This is a genomic window from Streptococcus sp. Marseille-Q6504 (assembly GCF_965111625.1).
On the sequence record NZ_CBCOON010000001.1, the window covers coordinates 82,550 to 106,927 of the forward strand.

The window sequence follows — 24,378 nt, forward strand, 5'->3', positions numbered from 1 at the left end:
TTTCCAAAAGGAGAAATATAGATGCAGGTAAAACCAGAACTGGAAATAGAAAAACAACTGATAAACCAGCTGGTAACTGGTGAAAGCCAATGGACTTATAGAGAAGACCTAAAAACAGAAGAACAACTATGGGACAATTTCTTTGAGAAACTAGCCCAAAACAATGTTGCTCTGCTAGCAGACCATCCCTTGACCGATCAGGAAAAACGCCAGATTCAGAACCAACTCAACTTTGTCAGCTACTATGATGCTGCCAAGTGGTTGGTTGGTGAAAACGGCATTGCCAAAGTCGAGGTTCAAAGAGAAGATGCGAGCCTAGGCACCATCCGTTTGTCAGTCATTTGGCGTGACAATATCGCAGCAGGAAAGTCTAGCTACGAAGTTGTCAATCAAGTCCAACGGGAAAAAGTAAATCCTCTGGACCAAGACCGTAGACTGGATGTTACTCTTCTCATCAATGGCTTACCCATGATTCAAATCGAGCTCAAGAGTTCCCAAGCAGCATTTATCGATGCCTTTCATCAGATTAAAAAATATGATCGTGAAGGGAAATTCCGTGGCATCTACTCTAGCTTGCAGATGTTTGTCGTGACCAATAAGGTCGATACTCGCTATATCGCTGCAGCTCGTGAAAATAAACTCAATAAGCAATTTCTAACCAAGTGGGTGGATAAGGACAATCATCCTGTGACAAACCTGACTAGCTTTGCCCATGAAGTCCTTTCTATCCCTCGTGCGCACCAGATGGTCATGCAGTATTCTGTCATTGATGATAGCAAGAAATCTATCATTCTCTTGCGCCCCTACCAGATTCATGCTATCGAAGCGGTGCAAGAAGCCTCTCGCCAGCAAGCATCAGGCTATGTTTGGCATACGACAGGTTCAGGGAAGACCTTGACCTCTTATAAGGTGGCTAGGAATCTCCTTCAAATCCCATCTATCCAAAAGACGATTTTTGTCGTTGACCGTAGGGACTTGGACCAACAGACCACATCATCCTTCCTCTCTTATGCGACCAATGATGTCATCGATATCGATGAGACGGATAATACACATGATTTGGTCAAGCGACTAGGTAGTAATGATAAGCGTGTCGTGGTGACAACTATCCAGAAAATCACTACCATGATGCGCAAGTTTGACCAAGGTCTTTACCAACGAGATGCGGACAAAATCAAGGGACTCCGAGTGGCCTTTGTCGTGGATGAATGCCACCGTGCCGTGACGCCACAAACACAAAAAGACATTAAAGCCTTTTTCCCTCAGTCCCTCTGGTATGGTTTTACAGGGACACCCATCTTTAAGGAAAATAAACGCCAGCAAGTCGGCGACCTAGCCCAAACCACCCAGCAACAGTATGGAGACCGCCTCCATGAGTATACGGTCAAGGAAGCCATCCATGATGGAGCTGTCTTAGGCTTTAAGGTGGATTATCGCAATACCCTCATCACAGACCAGTCTGAAAACGAAATCCCAGATACCGTCTATGAAAATGAGGAGCACATGCTGGAAGTCTTGGATGCCATTATCAATAAATCACGCCAACAACTAGGCTTCCAAAAAGGAGTAGGCAATACCTTCAATGCCATCCTGACGGTCAAGTCTATCCCTCAAGCCCAAGCCTACTATGACCTTCTCAAAAGAGTCAAGGCTGGTCAGACACGGGTCAAGGTATCTGAGAGAGTCAAGATGGTTCTTCCAGACTTTCCAAAGGCGACCATCACCTACTCTGTCACTGAAAATGAAGAAGAGTCAAGAGCCAACCAAGACCACATGAAGCAGGTTTTAGAGGACTATAACCAAGAGTTTGATACTCACTTTACCATGGCAGACCTTCGTGGTTTTAATACCGATGTCAATAACCGCCTTGCCCGTAAACAAGACAAGTATCTCTATCGCAATGAGCAGTTGGACTTGGTTATCGTGGTCAATCGTCTCTTAACAGGATTTGATGCCCCTTGCTTATCGACTCTCTTTATCGACCGCAAACCCATGCAACCGCAGGACTTGATTCAGGCCTTTAGTCGAACCAATCGTATCTTTGATTATAGTAAGACCTATGGTCATATCATTACTTTCCAAAAGCCTATAGCCTTTAAGGAAGCAGTCGATAATGCCCTCAAACTCTACTCAAATGGTGGAGAAAATGATGTCCTAGCACCTAGCTGGGAAGAAGAAAAGAGAAACTTTTTGAGAAGTTGTAGCGACTTCCAAAATCTCATCACTGATGACCCCGAAGAAGGACTCCAAATCGAGCAAATCTCTACACCTGAATTGAGAAAACTAGCCAAGGCTTATCAATCCTTTGATAAATACTTGGCTTCTATCCGAGTTTACAAAGAGTATGACGAGGAAGAAATCTATGCAGAGACTGGACTAACTGCAGAAGAATTGGAAAACTATCTAGGCTTCTATCAAAATATCCTTGCCGAGCTTAAAAGTCGTTCAGAAGATGGTGATGAGGATGGGGAGCCACTGGATATCCACTACGAACTGGAGTCTATCCAAGTCGATGAGATTAACTATGCCTATATACTGACCTTGATCCAAAGCCTGATCGAGCAAGAGCAAAGTCAGGAAAAGAGTCTCAGCGCACAGGACAGAGAAGCAGTGGATACCTATATCCAAAGTCTAGAGAAGACCAATCCAAATCTTGCACAAATCATCTCAGAGCTTTGGCAAGAAGTACAGGCAAATCCTGACCGCTACAGAGGTCAATCCATCGCCAATATCCTTGATCAGATGATTGAGGCAGTCATCCAGCAACATATCCAAGACTTTAGCAAGACCTGGTATGTGGGTGAAGATGAACTCCGCTACTATGTCAATCACTACCGCAAGGGAGCGAAAAAACAACTAGGAGAAAGTCAACTGACCAAGAGTCAGCGCTACAAGGACTATAAAGTTGAGGTGACAGATGCCCTCAACCCACTCCTCTATAAAAAACAAATCAAAGAAGCCTATACTCAACTGATAGAAGAAGTGATTGAGCCGTTGAGGGTTGGAAGGTAGTAGGGAGTCGTAATGAAAGAAAAGGAAGTTCTGAAAAGACTTGGAATTAGAAATAAAAATAAATTACTTTCTTTGTTACATAGGTCGAATATAAGTAGATGTATTTGGCAGAGAACTAATTATTATAAATTGGTTCCAACAATTCCCAAACTTTTAGAAAGAATTAAAACATTAGAACTCACTGAATCAATCACACCTATTGATATTAATAAAGAAATTAAACTTAATTACTACAGAAGAGGCAGAGGCAATATACAAAGAAAGAATAGATATGTTGGTTGGAAGGTAAAAATTCCAAGGCGGGTTTTATTAAAAGAAGATATATTAGATTACTATACAACAAATGAAGGTATACCTCATGACAATGTTGTCCATAGAGGTCACCTTTTAGGAAAACAATTTGAAAAATTTCTTTTTGAGAATAATTCAATAAAGAATGGTAAAATTCATTTTTTTGATAAAAATAATATTGACAACATATATCAGCAATTTAGTCGAGCAAATTGCAATGATAAGTTTAATAATGGGCAGTCATATTTTGAAAATATTGTCAGTGGAATTATCGAAAACCATACTAGTAACGGGATTTACGAGAGTTGCTATTATGAAGTTGAAGCAATCTTTTTAGATATAGATGACAAGATGCCGGTAGGAAACAGGATTTTATTTTTTGACAAGGAAAATTTTGAAAATAGTTTTCATGTATTTATTCCAAATTTCAGTGAAGAATATGTGCTCGAAAATTCTTGTTATCTAAAGTATAGGGAGCGCTATAAATCAGGATTTTCAAAAAAGGAATTACAGTTTATAGGGAGTAATTATAATTGTTAACAAATGATCAATTAGATGAAATCGTAAGGGAATTATTTTATCTTGGAGTGGAAGGGGAATATTGGGATTTTAAAGAAAAACCATATTTCTTCGAAGGCCAAAGTAAAGAAGAAAAAAATAAAAAGAAGAACGACCTTCTCCATGATATTATTTGTATGGCAAATAATTTAAGTAATCGTGATGCCTACATTATCATGGGTATTCAAGATAAACCTGTTAAAATAACAGGAGTTAAGCAATTTTCTAAAAAGTGGACACAAGAAAATTATCAGGACTTTTTACAAAATTTAACTTGGGCTGGAGATATGATTCCGACAGTTGAATTTCGAACTATTAATAATGGAGATTTAGATGTTTTAATTATAAAAAAATCAAATAGGGTTCCATTCTACATAACAAAAAAATATAGTAAAGTTAGAGAAAATCGAATTTATGTTCGAAAAGGTTCTAAGAATACTGCAATTGATAGTCAGGCAGAAATAAGTGATATTGAAAAGCTATTCGAATATAGATTTGGGTTGACACCTTTCCCTAAGGAACGTGTTATTAATTATATAACTGACCACGATCATTGGATTGAGATGAAGGGGAATTATGAAACTCGTTCTTGGTACTATGAGAAATTTCCTGAATATACTATGGAATTAGTTGATGATCCACAGAACGATGAACTAAAAGCTCCAGTTTATGCACTCATCCAATTTAACGCAAGAACAACATGGCAGATTTTACGTCTAAAATACCACCAAACAATCTTGTTGGAATTCAGTTCACATTATATTGACGAATATAGGGGGATATCTGTTCAACCAAAGTATAATTTTTTAAAATTATCAGACAGGATGAACGATATAAAGTTTCCATCTATGTATTACTATTATTTATCTAACTCTGTCGAAATAGAATTGATGTATTTGTTAAAAGAATTAATGCAACATGATGGTGAAGCATGGAGAAGACATTTGAGCTTAATTCCTGTTTTTGATGACGATGAAGAAAGAAATATTATTGAAAAATATGTTGAAGAAAATAAAGCTGATATCATTGAGAAAATAAAAAAGGAAAGTGAAAATATTTGCCTTGGGTATAATTATGATGGGGATGAGCAACATAGTAAATGGGATAAAGAAGAAATAGCAGTAACTAAAGTTGTAAAAAATATCTTAAATGAGTATAGGGAAAAGAAGGTATATGAAAAAACACAGTAATGCTCCACAAATTAGGTTTCAAAATTTTGAAGCTGAGTGGCTGGATAGCACAATAGGGCGTCATATTACTTTATTAAATGGCCGTGCATATAAGCAGGAAGAATTATTAGACGAAGGAAAGTATAGAGTTCTCAGAGTTGGAAATTTTAATACAAATAGCAAGTGGTATTATTCGAATTTAGAGCTTGAAGAAAATAAGTATGTAAATAAGGGTGACCTACTTTATCTATGGGCAACTAATTTTGGACCAGAAATATGGACCGAAGAAAAAGCGATTTATCATTATCATATTTGGAAACTTGAATTTGATAGAACAGAAATTAATCAAGATTATTTAAATATCTGGTTAGAGAGTGATAAGAATAAAATTCAACAAAATACTAATGGTAGTACGATGGTTCATATTACAAAAACTATGATGGAAGAAAGAGGAATTTCGCTTCCTAACTTTGACGAACAATCCGCCATTGGCTCTCTTTTTCGCACCCTCGACGACCTTCTGGTTAGCTACAAGGACAATCTCACCAACTACCAATCTCTCAAGGCGGTCATGCTATCTAAGATGTTTCCCAAAGCTGGACAGACCGTTCCTGAGATTCGTTTGGACGGATTTGAAGGTGAGTGGGAAGAAAAGAAACTAGGTGAAATTGTTGATATCGTTGGTGGAGGAACACCTGACACTAATGTCAAGGAATATTGGAATGGTGAAATAAATTGGTTTTCTCCTACTGAAGTAGGCAATTCAATTTATCTTGATACGAGTGAAAAGAGAATTTCTGAGCTTGGCTTACAAAAGAGTTCTGCTAAGATTCTTCCTGCAAATAGAACTATTCTATTCACCTCTAGAGCGGGTATTGGAAGTGTAGGAATTATTACAAAAGATTCAACTACTAATCAAGGTTTTCAATCACTTGTTATTAAGGAAGGGATAGATATCTATTTTTTGTTTTCATATTCGAGTGAAATTACGAGGTATGCTTTAAAACACTCAGCAGGGTCTACTTTCTTAGAAATATCGGGTAAAGAGCTAGGCAAGATGGATATTATTATTCCAACACTTAAAGAACAACAAGCCATCGGCGCTTATTTCTCTAACCTTGACCAGCTTATCTCATCTCATCAAGATAAAATCACTCAGCTCGAGACTCTGAAAAAGAAATTATTGCAAGATATGTTTATTTGAGGTTTCCCAATGAAATTTTTAAAAAGATTTTTTTTGTCGTTCAGTTCTTTTTTTCCTGGTTTAATTCTGTTTATTTTTACTATAAATATTTGTCCCAACGTTGAAAATTTATTGGCGAGTATTACAAAAATAATTATTTTGATTTTAGTAATGCTAGTATTTGCATTTGTAACACTAAACGATTTTGAAAAAAAAGAAAAATCTGATACGGCTAACATCGTCTCAATTCAACCCGTTGAGCATGAAATTATTCCAACGTATATAGGTTTGTTTGTCATAATGCTTGGTCTAGGTAGTTTAAGTTTTATTTATCAAATATTTATTGTGTTTTTTATATTTGTAATATGGTTTGTCTTAATGGAAAAATCTTATTATTTCAATCTTATTTGGTTACTTAAATATAGGTATTATAAGGTACAAGATGAGATTGGAAATACTTATATAATTTACAGTAAGAGAAACGATGTAAAAGAAGTTGGTAAAATTCAGAATTTAGTAAGAATTAATAATTTTACATTTTTGGAGAAGGTATAGAATGTATTTAGTAAAAGTAGGACGAATATATAGAAAATTGGATAATACGGATGATATTTCTGAACTAGTTGCTCCAGAGATTGATCCTGAAAATAGTAGAGAATTTAATCCAGAAATAAAATTAGAACATGAGGATTGGTTCTATATTAAAATTGATGACGATCATAGAGCGATGATCAGTGAATATAGTGATCAGTTTTCAAATACTGTAAGTTTAAATGATGTGGGTGCATCAGATTTCTCTAAAATTGATTTGATTTTTCAAAAAGGTGAAAATGATGATTTAATTTTTCAAAAGATCACTAAGTCAAAGAGAATAGTTGAAAAATCAATTTTAAGATGGATACCTAACATTGGAAGACCAGAAAGAACAATTATCGAAAATGGTATAGAATTAAAATCTGAAATTGATGCTTACTTTGATGGAAATGATAAATTGTATTTTAAAAGTTTTAAAACGATTCGTAGCTTATTTAATGGGATTGATGATTATTATCGTATAGCAAGTCAGGCAGAAGTTGATGAGTTTAAAGAGTTTAATCTAGTGCATTTTGTTTCAGATTTTGAAATTAAGAATAATAACTTAAAGATGTTAGCAGTTTTAAAAGATTATGATATAAACTTGGATGACACTGATATTAAGCAAACTCTATTGGAAACATACGGGGGGTATCCTCATCAAGAATTTGAGCTAGATGAAAATGATATTTTTCAAATTAACAGTAATAAAAAATTAACAAGTTTTTTGAAATTAGCTCTTGGTCGATTATATACGAATCCTATAACAAATGATAAAATGGAAGCTAATTATGCAAAAAAACTAAATTGAAAATAGGTTGATTTAATTAGAAAGAAACACTATGGAAACAACACAAACTTCCCAGTCGCTCTACCAAGCACTGTGGAACTCAGCGGATGTTCTCCGCTCTAAGATGGATGCCAATGACTACAAGTCCTATCTTTTGGGCATGGTCTTTTATAAGTACCTATCTGACAAGATGCTCTTTTTCGTGGCGGAGACTATGGAAGAGGGGACAGATAGTCTTGAGGATGCCCTTGAGGTCTATCGCAACTACTACGAGGATGCGGAGACCCATGAGGATCTGGTCTCTGTTATGAATGATGAGCTCAACTATATTATCAAGCCAGACTTGACCTTTACAGCTCTGGTAGCGCGTGTCAATGAGGGGACTTTTCAGCTGGAAGATCTAGCTCAAGGTTTTCGTGATATCGAGCAGAGTGACGACCTCTATGAAAATCTCTTTGAAGATATCGACCTCTACTCTAAAAAGCTAGGGGCAACTCCACAAAAGCAAAACCAAACGGTAGCAGCGGTCATGAAAGAGTTGGCTGTGTTGGATGTGGCTGGTCATGCTGGCGATATGCTGGGGGATGCCTATGAGTATCTGATTGGTCAGTTTGCGACTGACTCGGGCAAGAAAGCTGGTGAGTTCTATACGCCTCAGCCTGTTGCCAAACTCATGACTCAGATTGCCTTTTTGGGTCGTGAAGACCAGGAAGGGTTTACCATCTATGATGCGACTATGGGGTCGGGCTCTCTCTTGCTCAATGCCAAGAAATACTCTCACAAGCCGCAGACAGTAGTCTACTTTGGTCAGGAGCTAAATACTTCGACCTATAACCTAGCTCGGATGAACATGATTCTACACGGCGTTCCTGTTGAAAATCAATTCCTCCACAATGCAGATACACTGGATGAAGACTGGCCAACTCAAGAGCCGACTAACTTTGACGGTGTTCTCATGAACCCACCATACTCTGCTAAGTGGTCTGCAAGCTCTGGCTTTATGGCCGACCCTCGTTTCTCTCCTTTTGGAAAACTGGCACCTCAGTCCAAGGCTGACTTTGCCTTCCTCCTACATGGATATTACCACCTCAAGCAGGACAATGGGGTCATGGCTATCGTCCTTCCCCACGGTGTTCTTTTCCGTGGCAATGCGGAGGGAACCATTCGTAAGGCCTTGTTAGAAGAAGGAGCCATTGATACGGTTATCGGTCTTCCAGCCAATATCTTCTTTAACACCAGCATTCCGACCACGGTCATCATTCTCAAAAAGAACCGTACCAATCGTGATGTCTACTTTATCGATGCTTCAAAGGAGTTTGATAAGGGGAAAAATCAGAATATCATGACGGATGCTCATATCGAGAAGATTCTGGAAGCCTACAAGTCTCGTGAGGAGATGGATAAGTTTGCCCATCTGGCAAGCTATGAAGAAATCGTCGAAAATGACTATAACCTCAATATCCCTCGTTATGTAGATACCTTTGAGGAAGAAGAAGTCGAACCACTGACAGAAATCGTCAGCAAAATTAACGTCACAAATAAAGCTATTGAAAGCCAAACAGCTTCTTTACTTGATATGCTCGGTCAACTCCACGGAACCACACCAGAAGCTGATGCTGAACTCAAAGAGTTTTTGAAAAACTTTAAAGGGTGATGGGGCTAATTAATTCGCTCATTTTATAGATATAACTTTGGTTCCGTATTTCCTGGGAACTAGTAGAAGTTAAGGAGAAATATGGAAAACAACAACCAACGTGCCCTTTGTCAGCAACTCTGGGCGGAAAATAAATACCTTGTTTTGAGCCATTCTAGCAATATTTACAAGGACATTCGCCAGTATCTCAAGCAAGAAGTGGTGGAGGTGAGTCAGGTTCAAGAGATGATTGACCGCGCCTGCCAGATTCCAGAGCACAGGGGTCAGGTTTGCAACGCCTTCCAGCATATTTGGGGCTATTTTAAAAAACAAGCTAGCCTTGACGAACGCAAAGACTATATGCTCTTGCTGGATCGCTATCGCTTTGGTCAAGCTTCCAAGGAAGATTTGATTGCTAAGACGAGAGACTTGCTTGAGCGTTACCCAAATGCTTATCTGCAACATTCTACCTTGCTGAAAGGAGACTCCCATGAGACTTTGGCATGAGGCTTTGATTTCACAACTTCCCCGTCCTCAGCTCTTGGGGCAACATCGAGAGTGCTGCGCCCTTCGTGGCAATGGCTGGGGCAGAAAGCATGCGACGGTGGACTATGTTTTTACCCACTCGCCTTATCGTCTTTATGCCTATCATCGCTTGATCATGGAGGAGATGGCTCGTCGTGGTTACAAGGTCAGTCCAGAGTGGCTGGACAAGAACTATCGTGGCAAGACCTGCCCTCCTTATCAAGACTTAGCAGAGGAAAAGCTGAAAAGTCCAATTTATAGTGAGCATGACCATGCCTACTATAAGGAGTGTCTGGCTAATCTCCGTGAAAAGGGGATCAACCTATAGTCTTTTATAATAACAAGCCATAGGTATCTGTCAGTTCACTGTCATTTTATGAAGAATATAGCAACCTTGAAAGGCTATCAATCTATATTTACCAAAGGATTTGGGGAATCTTCTCTAAATCTTTTTTTGTCTTTTAAATCGTGATATAGTTTCAAACTATATCAAAGCCTAATTTTTTACAATTATACAGACAGTTTCTTTTCTGTTAAGATAGTTTCAACAACAATTTTTGGAGGACAAAACATGTCAACTACAATTATCGGTTTCCCTCGTTTGGGTGAATTCCGCGAATTAAAATTTACAACTGAAAAATACTTTAGAAAAGAAATCTCAGAAGAAGAACTCTTGGCTGCGGCTAAAGAATTGCGTGCAAAACACTGGAACATCGTCAAAGAAAAAGGCATCACTGAAATCCCATCAAATGACTTTTCTCACTATGACAACTTCCTAGATGCTGCTTTCCTTTTCAACGTAGTTCCTGCATCTGTTCAAAACTTGGAATTGTCTGATCTTGAACGTTACTTTGCTTTGGGACGTGGTTACCAAGGAGAAAAAGGGGATGTTCGTGCCCTTCCAATGAAGAAATGGTTCAACACTAACTACCACTACATCGTTCCTAAATTTGAAAAAGACACTCAAGTAAAATTGGCTGGTCACAAGATTTTCGATGAGTTCCAAGAAGCTAAAGAACTTGGTCTTAACACTCGTCCTGTCCTTGTAGGTCCATTCACTTTCCTTCAATTATCAGACTATGAAGAAGGCGTGAAAGCAGAAGACTTCGTAGATAGCTTAGTAGCTGCTTACCAAGATGTTTTTGCTAAATTGGCTGAACTTGGTGCAACTCGTATCCAACTCGACGAAGCTGCCCTTGTCAAAGACTTGACAGAAGAAGAAAAAGCTCTCTTCTTGAACATCTACAACAAGCTTTTGGCTGACAAAAAAGGTCTTGAAGTCTTGCTTCAAACATACTTCGGTGACGTTCGTGATGTTTACGCTGACCTTGTGAAATTGCCAGTAGATGCGATCGGTCTTGACTTCGTTGAAGGTAAGAAAACTCTTGAACTCGTTAAAGGTGGCTTCCCAGCTGATAAGACTCTCTATGCAGGTATTGTCAATGGTAAGAACATCTGGCGCAACAACTACGAAAAGAGCTTGGCTGTTCTTGAGCAAATTCCAGCTGAAAACATCGTTTTGACTAGCTCATGTTCACTTCTTCATGTGCCATTTACAACTGCTAATGAAGAATTTGAACCAGCTATCTTGAACCACTTTGCATTTGCAGTTGAAAAATTGGATGAGATCCGTGACTTGGATGCTATCCGCAACGGTCAAGGTGCAGAAGCTCTTGCTGCTAACAAAGAACTCTTTGCGACTGAACGTGTTGGTGAAAATGCGGAACTTCGTGCTCGTATCGCAGGATTGACAGATGCAGACTACACTCGTTTGCCAGCCTTTGCTGAACGTGAAGCTATCCAAGAAGATGCCTTCAAACTTCCAGCTCTTCCAACAACAACCATCGGTTCATTCCCTCAAACAAAAGAAGTTCGTGCGAAGCGTTTGGCCTTCCGTAAGGGTGAATTGTCACAAGAAGAATACGATGCCTTCCTTGCTGAAACCATCGACGAATGGATTAAATGGCAAGAAGAAGTTGGATTTGACGTGCTTGTACACGGTGAATTCGAGCGTAATGACATGGTTGAGTACTTCGGTCAAAACTTGTCAGGTTACCTCTTCTCTAAGAATGGTTGGGTACAATCATACGGTATGCGTGGGGTTAAACCACCAATCATCTGGGGTGATGTGACTCGTCTCAACCCAATCACTGTGAAATGGTCTAGCTACGCACAAAGCCGTACTGACAAACCTGTTAAAGGTATGTTGACTGGACCTGTTACCATCCTTAACTGGTCATTCCCACGTGAAGACATCTCTATCAAGGATTCTACTCTTCAAATCGCTCTTGCAATCAAGGATGAAGTTCTTGACCTTGAAGCTGCAGGCGTGAAAATCATCCAAATCGACGAGGCTGCTCTTCGTGAGAAATTGCCACTTCGTCGTAGCGACTGGTACGAAGACTACCTTGACTGGGCTATTCCAGCCTTCCGTTTGGTACACTCAACAGTAGCACCAGACACACAAATTCACACTCACATGTGTTACTCAGAATTTACAGATATCATCCCAGCTATCGACAACATGGATGCAGACGTTATCTCATTTGAGGCTAGCCGTTCAAACCTTGAAATCTTGGACGAACTTAAAGCTCAAAACTTCCAGACAGAAGTGGGTCCTGGAGTTTACGATATCCACTCTCCTCGTGTGCCTAACGAAGGCGAAATCGACCACACCATCGAAGCCATCCTTGCGAAAGTTCCAAGCAAGAAAGTATGGATCAACCCTGACTGTGGTTTGAAAACACGTGGTATTCCAGAAACGAAAGAAAGCTTGATCCGCCTTGTAGACGCTGCGAAAGCTGCGCGTGAAAAATTGTAAGAAAAGACAATTCTCTCTACACGGTTGATCAGTAAGAAATCAACTAGAAAAGGTTCATACATATGTCACGTCAAACACCGTCCCTCTCATTTGAAGTTTTCCCTCCAAACCCAGAAGTAGGCAATGACAAAATTATTGCAGCCCTGAAAGACATGCAGGGCTTGGCACCACACTTCATCAGTGTGACTGCTAGTAATAATAAATTTAATATCAAAGAGACGACGGTTCGTTTGGCAGACTATATCCAAAATGACTTGGAGATCCCAACCATTGCTCACTTGCCAGCTATCTATTTGACTAAGGATAAGGTGGCTGAGACCATTGCGGATTTGGATAAAGTTGGTGTTCAGAAAATCTTGGCTCTTCGTGGGGATATCATTCCAGGTGTTGAGCCACAGAAGGATTTCCGTTACGCAACAGACTTGATTGAGTTTATTACTGAACAGGCACCGCATTTTGATATTATTGGAGCTTGTTACCCAGAAGGGCACCCGGATTCGCCAAACCAAATCTCAGATATTCAAAATCTCAAGAGAAAAGTGGATGCAGGCTGTTCAAGTCTTGTCACTCAGTTATTCTTTGACAATGAGCGTTTCTACGATTTCCAAGATAAGTGTACCTTGGCTGGAATTGATGTTCCCATTCATGCAGGGATTATGCCAATCCTTAACCGTAACCAAGCGCTTCGTCTCTTGAAGACTTGTGAGAATATCCATCTCCCACGTAAATTTAAGGCTATCTTGGACAAGTATGAGAATGACCCTGAGTCACTCAGAGCAGCAGGACTTGCCTATGCCGTAGACCAAATCGTGGACTTGGTAACGCAAGACGTAGCAGGCGTGCATCTCTACACCATGAACAACGCAGACACTGCTCAGTACATCCACCAAGCTACCCATGCCTTGTTCAATCATCAACCTTAAAATAATCAAAAGCAAACCATTCTTCTTTTCATAGCAGAATGGTTCCTTTTTTATAGAAAAGACCGTACTTTTTAAGAAAAATATGATAAAATAGACTCTGTACGTACTTGATACAAAGATGAGGGTATTTAGGTTTTAACGATTTTTAATAGTCGATTAATTTTTAAGCAAAATCTGAAAATTGGTGTCTATAAAAAATACGAACGAAGTGAGTGTTAAAAGATATTTCACGCTATAGTGAAATTACTTGGATTTCTAAAATCATCCACTGGATAATTTTACCTCCCGTCCGCACTGTTTCAGTGAAATATCAAAAAGATTCATAATTGAATTTTGACCTCATTTCTTAGGAAAAAAGATAAGTTTCCTAGCACTCATCGAGTGCGGCGTCACCTTCCTATTTTTCTACAGAAATGTTCGGCAAGCCGAACCGTCCAAAATATCTTGATTTTTGTAGGCAAGGCGTATAATTTTATCAATCCAAAGGGGATTAAAATGACAAAACATGTGTTTCAAACGACTTTTGCGGGTCGTGAGTTGATCGTAGAGACTGGTCAGGTTGCTAAGCAAGCAAATGGCTCTGTTGTGGTACGTTACGGTGAGTCAACTGTCTTGACTGCTGCCGTTATGTCTAAGAAGATGGCAACTGGGGATTTCTTCCCGCTTCAAGTCAACTACGAAGAAAAAATGTATGCGGCTGGGAAATTTCCTGGTGGCTTTATGAAACGTGAAGGACGTCCTTCAACAGATGCAACTTTGACAGCGCGTTTGATTGACCGTCCAATCCGTCCAATGTTTGCGGAAGGTTTCCGTAATGAAGTGCAAGTCATCAATACTGTTCTTTCTTACGATGAAAATGCATCTGCACCAATGGCAGCTATGTTTGGTTCATCATTGGCCTTGTCTATCTCAGATATTCCGTTTGACGGACCAATCGCTGGAGTACAAGTAGGTTATATTGATGGGGAAATCATCATCAACCCAACGCAAGAACAAGCAGAGCAATCGCTTCTTGAATTGACAGTAGCTGGTACTAAACACGCTATCAACATGGTAGAGTCTGGTGCCAAAGAATTGTCAGAAGAAATCATGTTGGAAGCTCTTCTTAAAGGACATGAAGCCGTTAAAGAATTGATTGCCTTCCAAGAAGAAATCGTAGCGGCAGTTGGTAAAGAAAAAGCAGAAGTAGAATTGCTTCATGTAGATGCTGACTTGCAAGCTGAAATCATCGCAGCCTACAACAGCGACCTTCAAAAAGCGGTCCAAGTAGAAGAAAAATTGGCTCGTGAAGCTGCAACTCAAGCAGTCAAAGACCAAGTCACAGCAGTTTACGAAGAAAAATATGCAGACCATGAAGAATTTGACCGTATCATGCGTGATGTAGCTGAAATCTTGGAACAAATGGAACACGCAGAAGTGCGCCGTTTGATCACAGAAGACAAGGTTCGTCCTGATGGTCGTAAGGTCGATGAAATCCGTCCTTTGGATGCGGTTGTTGACTTCGTTCCCCGTGTGCACGGTTCAGGTCTCTTTACTCGTGGACAAACTCAGGCTCTTTCTATCTTGACTTTGGCGCCAATGGGTGAAACTCAAATCATCGATGGTTTGGATCCAGAGTACAAGAAACGCTTTATGCACCACTATAACTTCCCACAATACTCTGTAGGGGAAACTGGACGTTACGGTGCACCAGGTCGTCGTGAAATTGGTCACGGTGCTCTTGGTGAGCGTGCTCTTGCTCAAGTATTGCCAAGCTTGGAAGAATTCCCATACGCTATCCGCTTAGTAGCAGAAGTCTTGGAATCAAACGGTTCTTCATCTCAAGCCTCTATCTGTGCCGGAACTCTTGCCCTTATGGCTGGTGGTGTGCCAATCAAGGCACCAGTAGCAGGTATTGCTATGGGTCTCATCTCAGATGGTAACAACTATACAGTATTGACAGATATCCAAGGTTTGGAAGACCACTTTGGAGACATGGACTTCAAGGTTGCAGGTACTCGCGACGGGATTACAGCCCTTCAAATGGATATCAAGATCCAAGGGATCACTGCAGAAATCTTGACGGAAGCTCTTGCTCAAGCCAAGAAAGCTCGTTTTGAAATCCTTGATGTGATCGAAGCAACTATTCCAGAAGTTCGTCCAGAATTGGCTCCAACAGCTCCGAAAATTGATACTATTAAGATTGATGTTGATAAGATCAAGATTGTCATCGGTAAAGGTGGAGAAACCATCGATAAGATCATCGCTGAAACAGGCGTTAAGATTGATATCGACGAAGAAGGTAACGTATCTATCTACTCTAGCGACCAAGATGCTATCAACCGTGCTAAAGAAATCATTGCTGGTTTGGTTCGTGAAGCGAAAGTGGACGAAGTCTACCATGCCAAAGTTGTTCGTATCGAGAAATTTGGTGCCTTTGTCAACCTCTTTGACAAGACAGATGCCCTCGTTCACATCTCTGAAATGGCTTGGACTCGTACTAATAATGTAGAAGATTTAGTTCAAATTGGTGATTTTGTAGATGTGAAGGTTATTAAGATCGATGAAAAAGGTCGTGTAGATGCTTCTATGAAGGCACTTTTGCCACGTCCGCCAAAACCTGAACGTTCAGAAGAAAAAGGGGATAAAGGTCCTCGTCATGGCGATCGTCCTCGTCACCACCACAAGGACCACAAACCTAAGAAAGAAACTACAGAAACACCAAAAGACTCAGAATAAGAAAGGAGAGATGTATGGGATGGTGGCGTGAAACCATTGATATCGTAAAAGAAAATGATCCAGCGGCTCGTACTACCTTGGAAGTCTTACTGACTTATCCGGGTGTCAAAGCCTTGGCTGCTCACCGTCTCTCTCATTTTCTCTGGAAACATGGCTTTAAGCTTTTAGCTCGTATGCACAGCCAGTTTTGGCGTTTTTGGACGCAGATAGAGATTCACCCTGGTGCTCAGATCGAATCAGGTGTCTTTATTGACCATGGAGCAGGACTTGTGATTGGGGAGACAGCTATCGTTGAAAAAGGTGTTCTTCTCTACCATGGGGTTACTCTTGGTGGGACAGGGAAGGATGTTGGCAAACGCCATCCGACCGTTCATAAAGGAGCTCTCATCTCTGCTCATGCCCAAGTCATCGGACCTGTAGAAATCGGTGAAAATGCCAAAGTCGGTGCCGCTGCGGTCGTTGTGGCAGATGTTCCTAGTGATGTGACGGTTGTCGGCATTCCTGCTAAGATTGTTCGTGTTCACGGGCAAAAGGATGAACCAACCATTCACGAAGTCGAAGAAAAACGTGAATATTACGTCAATAAACTTGAGCATGCTAGAGAAGCCAGTCACAGGTCGTCTGGTTTGTAATGAGAAGTGACTCTTTAATTAGGAAGTTAGGCCGATGCTATTAGAAGAATTTGAAAATGTACCTGCTGTTATCGAGCCAACTGATCGAAGCCTCCTTAGTGGTGGAGAAATCTGTGATACGATTATTTTATCTTTTAATGGAGAAATCGTTGAACGAGTAAAGCAGTTTGAAGATGTTTACGAAGGTGGCTATCTAACCAATCTAAATGGTAGATTTCCATGGTATATCTATGAAAAAGATGGGAGTAAGGTAGCAGTTGCTATAGCTACGATTGGAGCCCCGATGGTTGTTGGACTCTTAGAAGAACTCAAAGCAAGAGGATTTAAGAACTTTATTGTTTTGGGTTCTTGCGGAGTTCTAGATAAGTCTATTCAGGCAGATAAGATTATCCTACCAAGTTCAGCTCTACGTGATGAAGGTACAAGCTACCATTACGCTCCTGCAAGTGATGAAATAGCTTATGATGAAACTCTACTCTTAACCATAGAAGAAGCTTTAAACAAATCTGATATTGAGCACATTCGAACAAAGGCTTGGACCACAGATGCTTTCTATCGTGAAACAGCTGATAAGGTCAAACGTAGACTTGCAGCAGGTGCGACTGTTGTAGATATGGAAGCCTCAGCAATCATGGCTTGGGCACAATTTCGACAAGCAAAAGTTTATCAATTTTTTTATACAGCTGATTATGTTGACCATCATAATCATGAGTGGGATGCAAGATACGAAGAAAGAAAATCAGATGCTATGACTTTCTTTGAGATAGCATTAGTAATTGCTAGAGAGTTGGATTGAAACAACTCTTTACGATAAACAAGACACAGAAAGGAGTCAGTGAGTGATTAAAATCTATGACACCATGTCTCGTGATTTGCGAGATTTTGTCCCAATCGAGGACGGCAAGGTTAAGATGTATGTCTGTGGGCCAACTGTATACAACTACATTCACGTAGGGAATGCCCGTTCGACAGTAGCCTTCGATACCATTCGTCGCTATTTTGAGTATCGTGGCTATGAGGTTGCCTATATTTCTAACTTTACGGATGTGGATGATAAGATTATCAACCGTGCCAAGGAAGAAGGTATCACACCTCAAGAAGTCGCGGATAAGTACATCGCTGCCTTCCGTGAAGACGTGACGGCTCTTGGAGTGAAGTCTGCAACTCGCCATCCCCGTGTAGTAGAGTTTATGGCAGATATCATCCGCTTTGTCTCTGACTTGATTGAAAAAGGCTATGCCTATGAGAGTCAAGGGGATGTCTATTTCCGTGTGGAAAAATCCCATAACTATGCTAAGTTAGCCAATAAAACCCTAGAGGACTTGGAGCTAGGAGCTTCAGGTCGGACAGACGAAGAAACAGCTCGCAAGGAAAATCCTGTGGACTTTGCTCTTTGGAAAGCAGCCAAACCAGGTGAGATTTCTTGGGACAGTCCTTGGGGTCCTGGCCGTCCAGGCTGGCATATCGAGTGTTCAGTTATGTCGACTGAGATTTTAGGCGATACCATCGATATTCACGGTGGTGGAGCCGACCTTGAGTTTCCACACCACACCAACGAAATTGCCCAGTCAGAAGCCAAGACAGGTAAGACCTTTGCTAACTACTGGATGCACAATGGTTTTGTCAATATTGACAATGTCAAGATGTCCAAGTCTTTGGGTAACTTTATCACCGTGCATGATGCTCTCAAGACCATTGATGGCCAAGTGCTTCGTTTCTTCTTTGCGACTCAACACTACCGCAAACCTATCAACTTTACGGAAAAGGCTGTGCGTGATGCCGAGACCAATCTCAAGTATCTGAAGAACACTTATGAGCAACCATTTACTGGAACTGTAGATGCGGGGGAGTTACAGGCTTTTAAAGATAAGTTTGTAGCTGCTATGGATGAGGATTTCAATACGGCTAATGGAATCACAGTTGTCTTTGAAATGGCCAAGTGGATCAACTCAGGCAACTATGATGCAGCGGTTAAGGAAGCTCTTGCGGCTATGTTAGAGGTCTTTGGTATTGTTTTTGTCGAGGAAGTTTTGGATGAAGAGATTGAAGTCTTGATTCAAAAACGCCAAGAAGCGCGTGCCAACCGAGATTTTGCGACAGCTGACCAAATCCGTGACCAACTGGCTGCTCAAGGGATTAAATTGCTTGATACCAAGGATGGAGTGAGGTGGACACGTGATTGATGTCAATCTCATTAACGGGATTGCTCTAGCCTTTGAAGGAGATGCAGTATACTCTATGTATATTCGTCGCCATCTCATTCTCAAAGGCATGACCAAGCCCAATAAACTCCACCAAGAGGCAACCAAGTATGTATCAGCCAAGGCTCAGGCACGCCTAATTTCCCTCATGCTGGAAGAAGAAGTCCTAACGGAAAAAGAAGAAGAAATCTACAAACGGGGTCGCAATACCAATAGCCATACCAAGGCAAAGAATGCAGATGTTGTCACCTACCGTATGTCTACAGGTTTTGAAGCGGTCATGGGTTATCTTCATATGACCGAAAATGTGGAGCGCCTTGAAACCTTGATTTCTTGGTGTATCCAAAAAGTGGAGGGCTAGGAAATGATTGCAAAAGAATTACTAGATTGGTTTCCACAAGCTCAAATCGTAGACCAGCCAATTGATAAGAAAGGTTTTCTTACGCTACCAGTTTCCTCGCAACAGTGGATTTTACTGGAGGAAGTTGGACTAAGTGAACGTGAGAAACAGTTGGTAGCTCTCTTAACCCAGCAGGAACAAACGATCTCGCTCAATCCTTGGTATAGTTATTTGATTGAGGGCAAGGGACAAGCACCGCAAAGTTTTAAAAAGCTACAAGTTGTCTATTGTCATCTTTCCTATTACCAACAGGAAAACTTGACTTCTTGGTTGGATATGATGAGAACCCTCTTTCCTAATTGCGAGACAGTGCTTCAGGTGGGAGCTCAGGATTACCTATTTGTTCTCCAACAGGACAAATACACTTCTGTTCGCTCAATCTTGATGGATACCTTGGAAGCAGTAGAGTATGACTTTGGGGTTCGCTTATCCATCATGCTGGGGCAGGTTTGGTCGCAAACAGGGAATCAAAGTTTGACAGATCTCATCAAAGCAGAACGTGACTTGTTCAAAAATTGGTGGCGACAAGGACACCAAGGATTCCATACTTTTTCTCAGCTCTACCTTTGGAGTATGGGTGAAAAAATGGTGGATCTTGGTTTGATAAAAGTTTATCTACACCAGATGATTTTGGATCAGGATCAAATTCAGGAAATCATTCTCTCCTTATGGGAAAATAGTGCAGTCCTAACTAAAACAGCACAACAGCTCTATCTACACCGCAATTCTCTCCAATACAAGATTGATAAATGGGAAGAGTTGACAGGGCTTCAGTTGAAAGAATTGACAGATTTGACCTTGTGCTATCAATTGATATTACCAGATATTATTTAAAGTTTTGTGCAAGTTGCACAGAACTTTTTTATTTTTTTGGTCACCTTGCCATAGAAATGTAAAGCGTTTTCATTTATAATAAAACTATCAAAAATAAAAGGAGTTCACCGAAATGGTAGAATTAAATCTTAAAAACATTTACAAAAAATATCCAAACAGCGAGCACTATTCAGTTGAAGACTTCAACTTGGACATCAAAGACAAAGAATTTATCGTTTTCGTAGGACCTTCAGGATGTGGTAAATCAACTACTCTCCGTATGATTGCAGGTCTTGAAGATATCACAGAAGGTACTGCATCTATCGATGGCGTTGTTGTCAATGACGTAGCTCCAAAAGACCGTGACATCGCCATGGTATTCCAAAACTACGCTCTTTACCCACACATGACTGTATACGATAACATGGCTTTCGGTTTGAAATTGCGTAAATACAGCAAAGAAGACATCGACAAACGTGTACAAGAAGCAGCAGAAATTCTTGGTTTGAAAGAATTCTTGGATCGTAAACCAGCTGACCTTTCAGGTGGTCAACGTCAACGTGTTGCCATGGGTCGTGCGATCGTCCGTGATGCAAAAGTATTCTTGATGGACGAACCTTTGTCAAACTTGGATGCGAAACTTCGTGTATCCATGCGTGCTGAAATCGCTAAAATCCACCGTCGTATCGGAGCTACAACTATCTACGTAACTCACGACCAAACAGAAGCGATGACACTTGCAGACCGTATCGTTATCATGTCAGCAACTAAAAACCCTGCTGGTACTGGTACTATCGGACGTGTTGAACAAATCGGTACTCCTCAAGAAGTTTACAAAAACCCAGTTAACAAATTCGTAGCAGGATTCATCGGAAGCCCAGCTATGAACTTCATCAACGTAAAATTGATCGGTGACCACATCGTTGGTGACGCCTTTAACTTGAAAGTTCCAGAAGGTGCTTTGAAAGTTCTTCGCGATAAAGGATACGAAGGTAAAGAGTTGATCTTCGGTATCCGTCCAGAAGACGTGAACGCAGAACCTGCTTTCCTTGAAACATTCCCAGAATCAGTTGTGAAAGCAACGATCTCTGTATCAGAATTGCTTGGTTCAGAATCTCACCTATACTGCCAAGTTGGTAAAGATGAATTCGTTGCTAAGGTTGACGCACGTGACTACTTGCAAGCTGGTGCAACTGTGGAACTTGGATTTGACTTGAACAAAGCTCACTTCTTTGACGTAGAAACTGAAAAGACAGTTTACTAAGATAGATTTGAACTAAAACAACACTACTAGAGTTTTTCTAGTAGTGTTTTTTTATAAAGTTTAGAAACTCGGATAGAAGGAGACTTTACTAGTTTTCTTATTGACTAAAAAGTGTTAAAATGGTAGGAAGAACTGGAGAGTATGCATGCCAAAAGAAGTAATTTATTCTGGCGATGAAGTCGTCGCTTTAACGCAAAAATATTTATCGAAAGAAGATGTGGCTTTTGTCCATAAGGCCTTGGTTTATGCTGTAGAGTGCCACAGTGGCCAATATCGTAAATCAGGCGAGCCTTACATTATCCACCCTATCCAGGTAGCAGGTATCTTGGCTAAGCTCAAGCTGGACGCCGTTACTGTTGCCTGTGGTTTTTTGCATGACGTGGTAGAAGACACAGATGCTACTTTGGATGATTTAGAGCGCGAGTTTGGCCATGATGTTCGAGTGATTGTAGACGGTGTTACCAAGCTTGGTAAGGTCGAATACAAGTCTATAGAAGAGCAGTTGGCTGAGAATCACCGCAAGATGCTTATGGCCATGTCAGAGGATATCCGCGTTATTTTGGTTAAGCTCTCTGACCGCCTGCACAATATGCGTACCCTCACGCATCTTCGTAAGGACAAGCAAGAACGTATTTCCAGAGAAACCATGGAAATCTACGCACCACTTTCTCACCGTCTGGGGATTTCAAGTGTTAAGTGGGAACTAGAGGATCTTTCCTTCCGTTATCTCAATCCGACAGAGTTTTACAAGATAACTCACATGATGAAGGAGAAACGTCAAGAACGTGAAGCCTTGGTCGATGAAGTTGTGACGAAGCTTGAGGAGTATTCATCTGAGCGTAATCTTACAGGAAAAATCTATGGCCGTCCTAAGCATATCTACTCTATTTACCGTAAGATGCAGGACAAGAAAAAACGCTTTGAGGAGATCTATGACCTGATTGCCATTCGCTGTATCCTAGATACTCAGAGTGATGTCTATGCCATGTTGGGTTACGTTCATGAGCTATGGAAACCAATGCCAGGACGTTTCAAGGACTACATTGCTAATCGTAAGGCCAATGGTTACCAGTCTATCCATACGACTGTTTATGGACCAAAAGGACCGATTGAGTTCCAGATCCGTACCAAGGAAATGCACGAGGTTGCTGAGTACGGGGTTGCGGCTCACTGGGCCTACAAAAAAGGAATGAAAGGCCAAGTTAATAGTAAAGAATCTGCCATTGGGATGAACTGGATCAAGGAGATGATGGAACTCCAAGATCAGGCGGATGATGCCAAGGAATTTGTAGATACGGTCAAAGAAAACTATCTGGCTGAGGAGATTTACGTCTTTACTCCAGATGGGGCGGTTCGTTCTCTTCCAAAGGATTCGGGACCGATTGACTTTGCCTATGAGATTCATACCAAGATCGGGGAAAAAGCAACTGGTGCCAAGGTCAATGGCCGTATGGTACCTTTGACTACCAAGCTGAAAACAGGTGACCAGGTTGAAATCATCACCAATCCAAATTCATTTGGACCAAGCCGTGACTGGCTCAATATGGTGAAGACCAGTAAGGCCCGAAATAAAATTCGTCAGTTCTTTAAAAACCAAGATAAAGAATTATCCATCAATAAAGGCCGTGAAATGCTGATTAGTCAGCTCCAAGAAAACGGCTATGTGGCCAATAAATTTATGGACAAGCGCCACATGGATGAAGTCCTTCAAAAAACCAGCTACAAGACTGAAGAAGCTCTCTTTGCTGCCATTGGTTTTGGAGAAATCGGAGCCATTACCGTCTTCAACCGTTTGACGGAAAAAGAACGTCGTGAAGAAGAGCGTGCCAAGGCTAAGGCGGAAGCAGAAGAACTGGTCAAGGGTGGCGAAGTCAAAGTAGAGAACAAGGACACGCTTAAGGTGAAGCATGAGGGTGGAGTTGTCATCCAAGGTGCTTCTGGGCTCTTGGTCCGGATTGCCAAATGTTGTAACCCTGTTCCCGGTGATGATATCGTTGGTTATATTACCAAGGGTCGCGGAGTTGCCATCCACCGTGTGGACTGTATGAACCTTCGTTCACAGGAAAACTATGAGCAACGTCTGCTAGATGTTGAATGGGAAGACCAATTTTCAACCAAGGAATATATGGCTCATATCGATATCTATGGACTCAACCGTTCTGGTCTTTTGAATGATATCTTGCAAGTCCTATCAAACACAACTAAGAATATCTCGTCAGTTAATGCCCAACCGACCAAGGATATGAAATTTGCCAATATCCATGTATCCTTTGGAATTTCTAACCTTTCAATGTTGACAACTGTGGTTGATAAGATTAAGAGTGTACCAGAAGTGTACTCAGTCAAACGGACCAATGGTTAAGTATGATCGATACAGTCAGAAAGGATTTCTATGAAAATCATCGTTCAGCGAGTCAAGCAAGCTCAGGTTTCTATTGAGGGGCAGATTCATGGTCAAATCAAACAAGGACTTTTGCTCTTAGTGGGTGTTGGACCTGAGGATCAGCAAGAGGATTTGGAGTATGCAGTCAGAAAACTGGTCAATATGCGGATCTTTTCGGATGACGAAGGCAAGATGAACCTATCTGTTAAGGATATCCAAGGAGAAATCCTTTCCATCTCTCAATTCACTCTGTTTGCTGATACCAAAAAAGGCAATCGTCCAGCCTTTACAGGCGCCGCTAAACCAGATATGGCTGAGGCCTTCTATCAAAATTTTAACCAGGAACTAGCCAAAGAGGTTCCCGTTGAAACAGGAGTCTTTGGAGCAGATATGCAGGTAGAACTGGTCAATGATGGGCCGGTAACTATCATCCTTGATACAAAAAATAAATAAGAAAAACCAAGCTTGTTAGCTTGGTTTTTTTGTGAC

General features: G+C 40.8%; 20 protein-coding genes. All 20 read left to right on the forward strand.

Annotated features, from left to right (window positions below):
• Positions 1-21 precede the first annotated feature (21 nt).
• Positions 22-3,012 carry a type I restriction endonuclease subunit R gene (locus ACWPUA_RS00480; RefSeq protein WP_454378491.1) on the forward strand — a complete coding sequence of 997 codons (2,991 nt, stop codon included), beginning with the start codon at positions 22-24 and terminating at the stop codon, positions 3,010-3,012.
• Positions 3,013-3,024: 12 nt separating this feature from the next.
• On the forward strand, positions 3,025-3,843 hold the full coding sequence (locus ACWPUA_RS00485) for a hypothetical protein (protein WP_454378493.1): 819 nt from the start codon (positions 3,025-3,027) through the stop codon (positions 3,841-3,843).
• Positions 3,837-5,051, forward strand: coding sequence for an AlbA family DNA-binding domain-containing protein (locus tag ACWPUA_RS00490; protein WP_454378495.1), 1,215 nt, complete (start codon positions 3,837-3,839; stop codon positions 5,049-5,051). The genes ACWPUA_RS00485 and ACWPUA_RS00490 overlap by 7 nt, the downstream gene beginning before the upstream one ends.
• Positions 5,035-6,234: a restriction endonuclease subunit S gene (locus tag ACWPUA_RS00495; RefSeq protein WP_454378497.1), complete on the forward strand. Its 1,200-nt coding sequence runs from the start codon at positions 5,035-5,037 to the stop codon at positions 6,232-6,234. The genes ACWPUA_RS00490 and ACWPUA_RS00495 overlap by 17 nt, the downstream gene beginning before the upstream one ends.
• A gap of 9 nt (positions 6,235-6,243) precedes the next feature.
• Positions 6,244-6,768 carry a hypothetical protein gene (locus tag ACWPUA_RS00500; RefSeq protein ID WP_454378499.1) on the forward strand — a complete coding sequence of 175 codons (525 nt, stop codon included), beginning with the start codon at positions 6,244-6,246 and terminating at the stop codon, positions 6,766-6,768.
• 1 nt (position 6,769) lies between these two features.
• Positions 6,770-7,597 carry a hypothetical protein gene (locus ACWPUA_RS00505; protein WP_454378501.1) on the forward strand — a complete coding sequence of 276 codons (828 nt, stop codon included), beginning with the start codon at positions 6,770-6,772 and terminating at the stop codon, positions 7,595-7,597.
• A gap of 31 nt (positions 7,598-7,628) precedes the next feature.
• The gene (locus ACWPUA_RS00510; protein WP_454378503.1) at positions 7,629-9,230 is read left to right on the forward strand and encodes a type I restriction-modification system subunit M; all 1,602 of its coding nucleotides are present in this window, start codon (positions 7,629-7,631) and stop codon (positions 9,228-9,230) included.
• Positions 9,231-9,311: 81 nt separating this feature from the next.
• Positions 9,312-9,716, forward strand: coding sequence for a YbgA family protein (locus ACWPUA_RS00515; RefSeq protein ID WP_454378505.1), 405 nt, complete (start codon positions 9,312-9,314; stop codon positions 9,714-9,716).
• Positions 9,700-10,062: a TIGR02328 family protein gene (locus ACWPUA_RS00520; protein ID WP_454378507.1), complete on the forward strand. Its 363-nt coding sequence runs from the start codon at positions 9,700-9,702 to the stop codon at positions 10,060-10,062. Before ACWPUA_RS00515 ends, ACWPUA_RS00520 begins: the two co-directional genes overlap by 17 nt.
• Before the next feature lie 243 nt (positions 10,063-10,305).
• Complete coding sequence (gene metE, locus ACWPUA_RS00525; protein WP_414293778.1) at positions 10,306-12,555, forward strand: 5-methyltetrahydropteroyltriglutamate--homocysteine S-methyltransferase; 2,250 nt, start codon at positions 10,306-10,308, stop codon at positions 12,553-12,555.
• A gap of 62 nt (positions 12,556-12,617) precedes the next feature.
• The gene (gene metF / locus ACWPUA_RS00530) at positions 12,618-13,478 is read left to right on the forward strand and encodes a methylenetetrahydrofolate reductase [NAD(P)H] (protein WP_247912957.1); all 861 of its coding nucleotides are present in this window, start codon (positions 12,618-12,620) and stop codon (positions 13,476-13,478) included.
• A gap of 495 nt (positions 13,479-13,973) precedes the next feature.
• The gene (pnp, locus tag ACWPUA_RS00535; RefSeq protein WP_454378510.1) at positions 13,974-16,196 is read left to right on the forward strand and encodes a polyribonucleotide nucleotidyltransferase; all 2,223 of its coding nucleotides are present in this window, start codon (positions 13,974-13,976) and stop codon (positions 16,194-16,196) included.
• A gap of 14 nt (positions 16,197-16,210) precedes the next feature.
• Entirely contained in the window at positions 16,211-16,828 is a 618-nt protein-coding gene (cysE, locus tag ACWPUA_RS00540; RefSeq protein ID WP_454378512.1) for a serine O-acetyltransferase, read from the forward strand.
• Between the two features lie 34 nt (positions 16,829-16,862).
• The gene (locus tag ACWPUA_RS00545; RefSeq protein WP_424848192.1) at positions 16,863-17,624 is read left to right on the forward strand and encodes a nucleoside phosphorylase; all 762 of its coding nucleotides are present in this window, start codon (positions 16,863-16,865) and stop codon (positions 17,622-17,624) included.
• A gap of 43 nt (positions 17,625-17,667) precedes the next feature.
• A complete protein-coding gene (gene cysS / locus ACWPUA_RS00550) occupies positions 17,668-19,011 on the forward strand; it encodes a cysteine--tRNA ligase (protein ID WP_454378514.1) in 1,344 nt (447 codons plus the stop codon).
• A complete protein-coding gene (locus tag ACWPUA_RS00555) occupies positions 19,004-19,390 on the forward strand; it encodes a Mini-ribonuclease 3 (protein ID WP_004251273.1) in 387 nt (128 codons plus the stop codon). The genes cysS and ACWPUA_RS00555 overlap by 8 nt, the downstream gene beginning before the upstream one ends.
• Positions 19,391-19,393: 3 nt before the next feature.
• Positions 19,394-20,263: a helix-turn-helix domain-containing protein gene (locus ACWPUA_RS00560; protein WP_454378516.1), complete on the forward strand. Its 870-nt coding sequence runs from the start codon at positions 19,394-19,396 to the stop codon at positions 20,261-20,263.
• Positions 20,264-20,375: 112 nt separating this feature from the next.
• Positions 20,376-21,506 carry an ABC transporter ATP-binding protein gene (locus tag ACWPUA_RS00565; RefSeq protein ID WP_004251267.1) on the forward strand — a complete coding sequence of 377 codons (1,131 nt, stop codon included), beginning with the start codon at positions 20,376-20,378 and terminating at the stop codon, positions 21,504-21,506.
• Between the two features lie 145 nt (positions 21,507-21,651).
• Positions 21,652-23,868, forward strand: coding sequence for a RelA/SpoT family protein (locus tag ACWPUA_RS00570; protein WP_006152626.1), 2,217 nt, complete (start codon positions 21,652-21,654; stop codon positions 23,866-23,868).
• A gap of 30 nt (positions 23,869-23,898) precedes the next feature.
• A complete protein-coding gene (gene dtd, locus ACWPUA_RS00575) occupies positions 23,899-24,342 on the forward strand; it encodes a D-aminoacyl-tRNA deacylase (protein WP_454378519.1) in 444 nt (147 codons plus the stop codon).
• Positions 24,343-24,378: the final 36 nt, after the last annotated feature.

Excerpts from the sequence above, each read along its gene's own strand:
- ACWPUA_RS00480 (WP_454378491.1), top strand. The coding sequence starts at position 22 with ATGCAGGTAAAACCAGAACTGGAAATAGAAAAACAACTGATAAACCAG.
- ACWPUA_RS00485 (WP_454378493.1), top strand. The coding sequence starts at position 3,025 with ATGAAAGAAAAGGAAGTTCTGAAAAGACTTGGAATTAGAAATAAAAAT.
- ACWPUA_RS00495 (WP_454378497.1), top strand. The coding sequence starts at position 5,035 with ATGAAAAAACACAGTAATGCTCCACAAATTAGGTTTCAAAATTTTGAA.
- ACWPUA_RS00500 (WP_454378499.1), top strand. The coding sequence starts at position 6,244 with ATGAAATTTTTAAAAAGATTTTTTTTGTCGTTCAGTTCTTTTTTTCCT.
- ACWPUA_RS00505 (WP_454378501.1), top strand. The coding sequence starts at position 6,770 with ATGTATTTAGTAAAAGTAGGACGAATATATAGAAAATTGGATAATACG.
- ACWPUA_RS00510 (WP_454378503.1), top strand. The coding sequence starts at position 7,629 with ATGGAAACAACACAAACTTCCCAGTCGCTCTACCAAGCACTGTGGAAC.
- ACWPUA_RS00515 (WP_454378505.1), top strand. The coding sequence starts at position 9,312 with ATGGAAAACAACAACCAACGTGCCCTTTGTCAGCAACTCTGGGCGGAA.
- ACWPUA_RS00520 (WP_454378507.1), top strand. The coding sequence starts at position 9,700 with ATGAGACTTTGGCATGAGGCTTTGATTTCACAACTTCCCCGTCCTCAG.
- metE (WP_414293778.1), top strand. The coding sequence starts at position 10,306 with ATGTCAACTACAATTATCGGTTTCCCTCGTTTGGGTGAATTCCGCGAA.
- metF (WP_247912957.1), top strand. The coding sequence starts at position 12,618 with ATGTCACGTCAAACACCGTCCCTCTCATTTGAAGTTTTCCCTCCAAAC.
- pnp (WP_454378510.1), top strand. The coding sequence starts at position 13,974 with ATGACAAAACATGTGTTTCAAACGACTTTTGCGGGTCGTGAGTTGATC.
- cysE (WP_454378512.1), top strand. The coding sequence starts at position 16,211 with ATGGGATGGTGGCGTGAAACCATTGATATCGTAAAAGAAAATGATCCA.
- ACWPUA_RS00545 (WP_424848192.1), top strand. The coding sequence starts at position 16,863 with ATGCTATTAGAAGAATTTGAAAATGTACCTGCTGTTATCGAGCCAACT.
- ACWPUA_RS00560 (WP_454378516.1), top strand. The coding sequence starts at position 19,394 with ATGATTGCAAAAGAATTACTAGATTGGTTTCCACAAGCTCAAATCGTA.
- ACWPUA_RS00565 (WP_004251267.1), top strand. The coding sequence starts at position 20,376 with ATGGTAGAATTAAATCTTAAAAACATTTACAAAAAATATCCAAACAGC.
- ACWPUA_RS00570 (WP_006152626.1), top strand. The coding sequence starts at position 21,652 with ATGCCAAAAGAAGTAATTTATTCTGGCGATGAAGTCGTCGCTTTAACG.
- dtd (WP_454378519.1), top strand. The coding sequence starts at position 23,899 with ATGAAAATCATCGTTCAGCGAGTCAAGCAAGCTCAGGTTTCTATTGAG.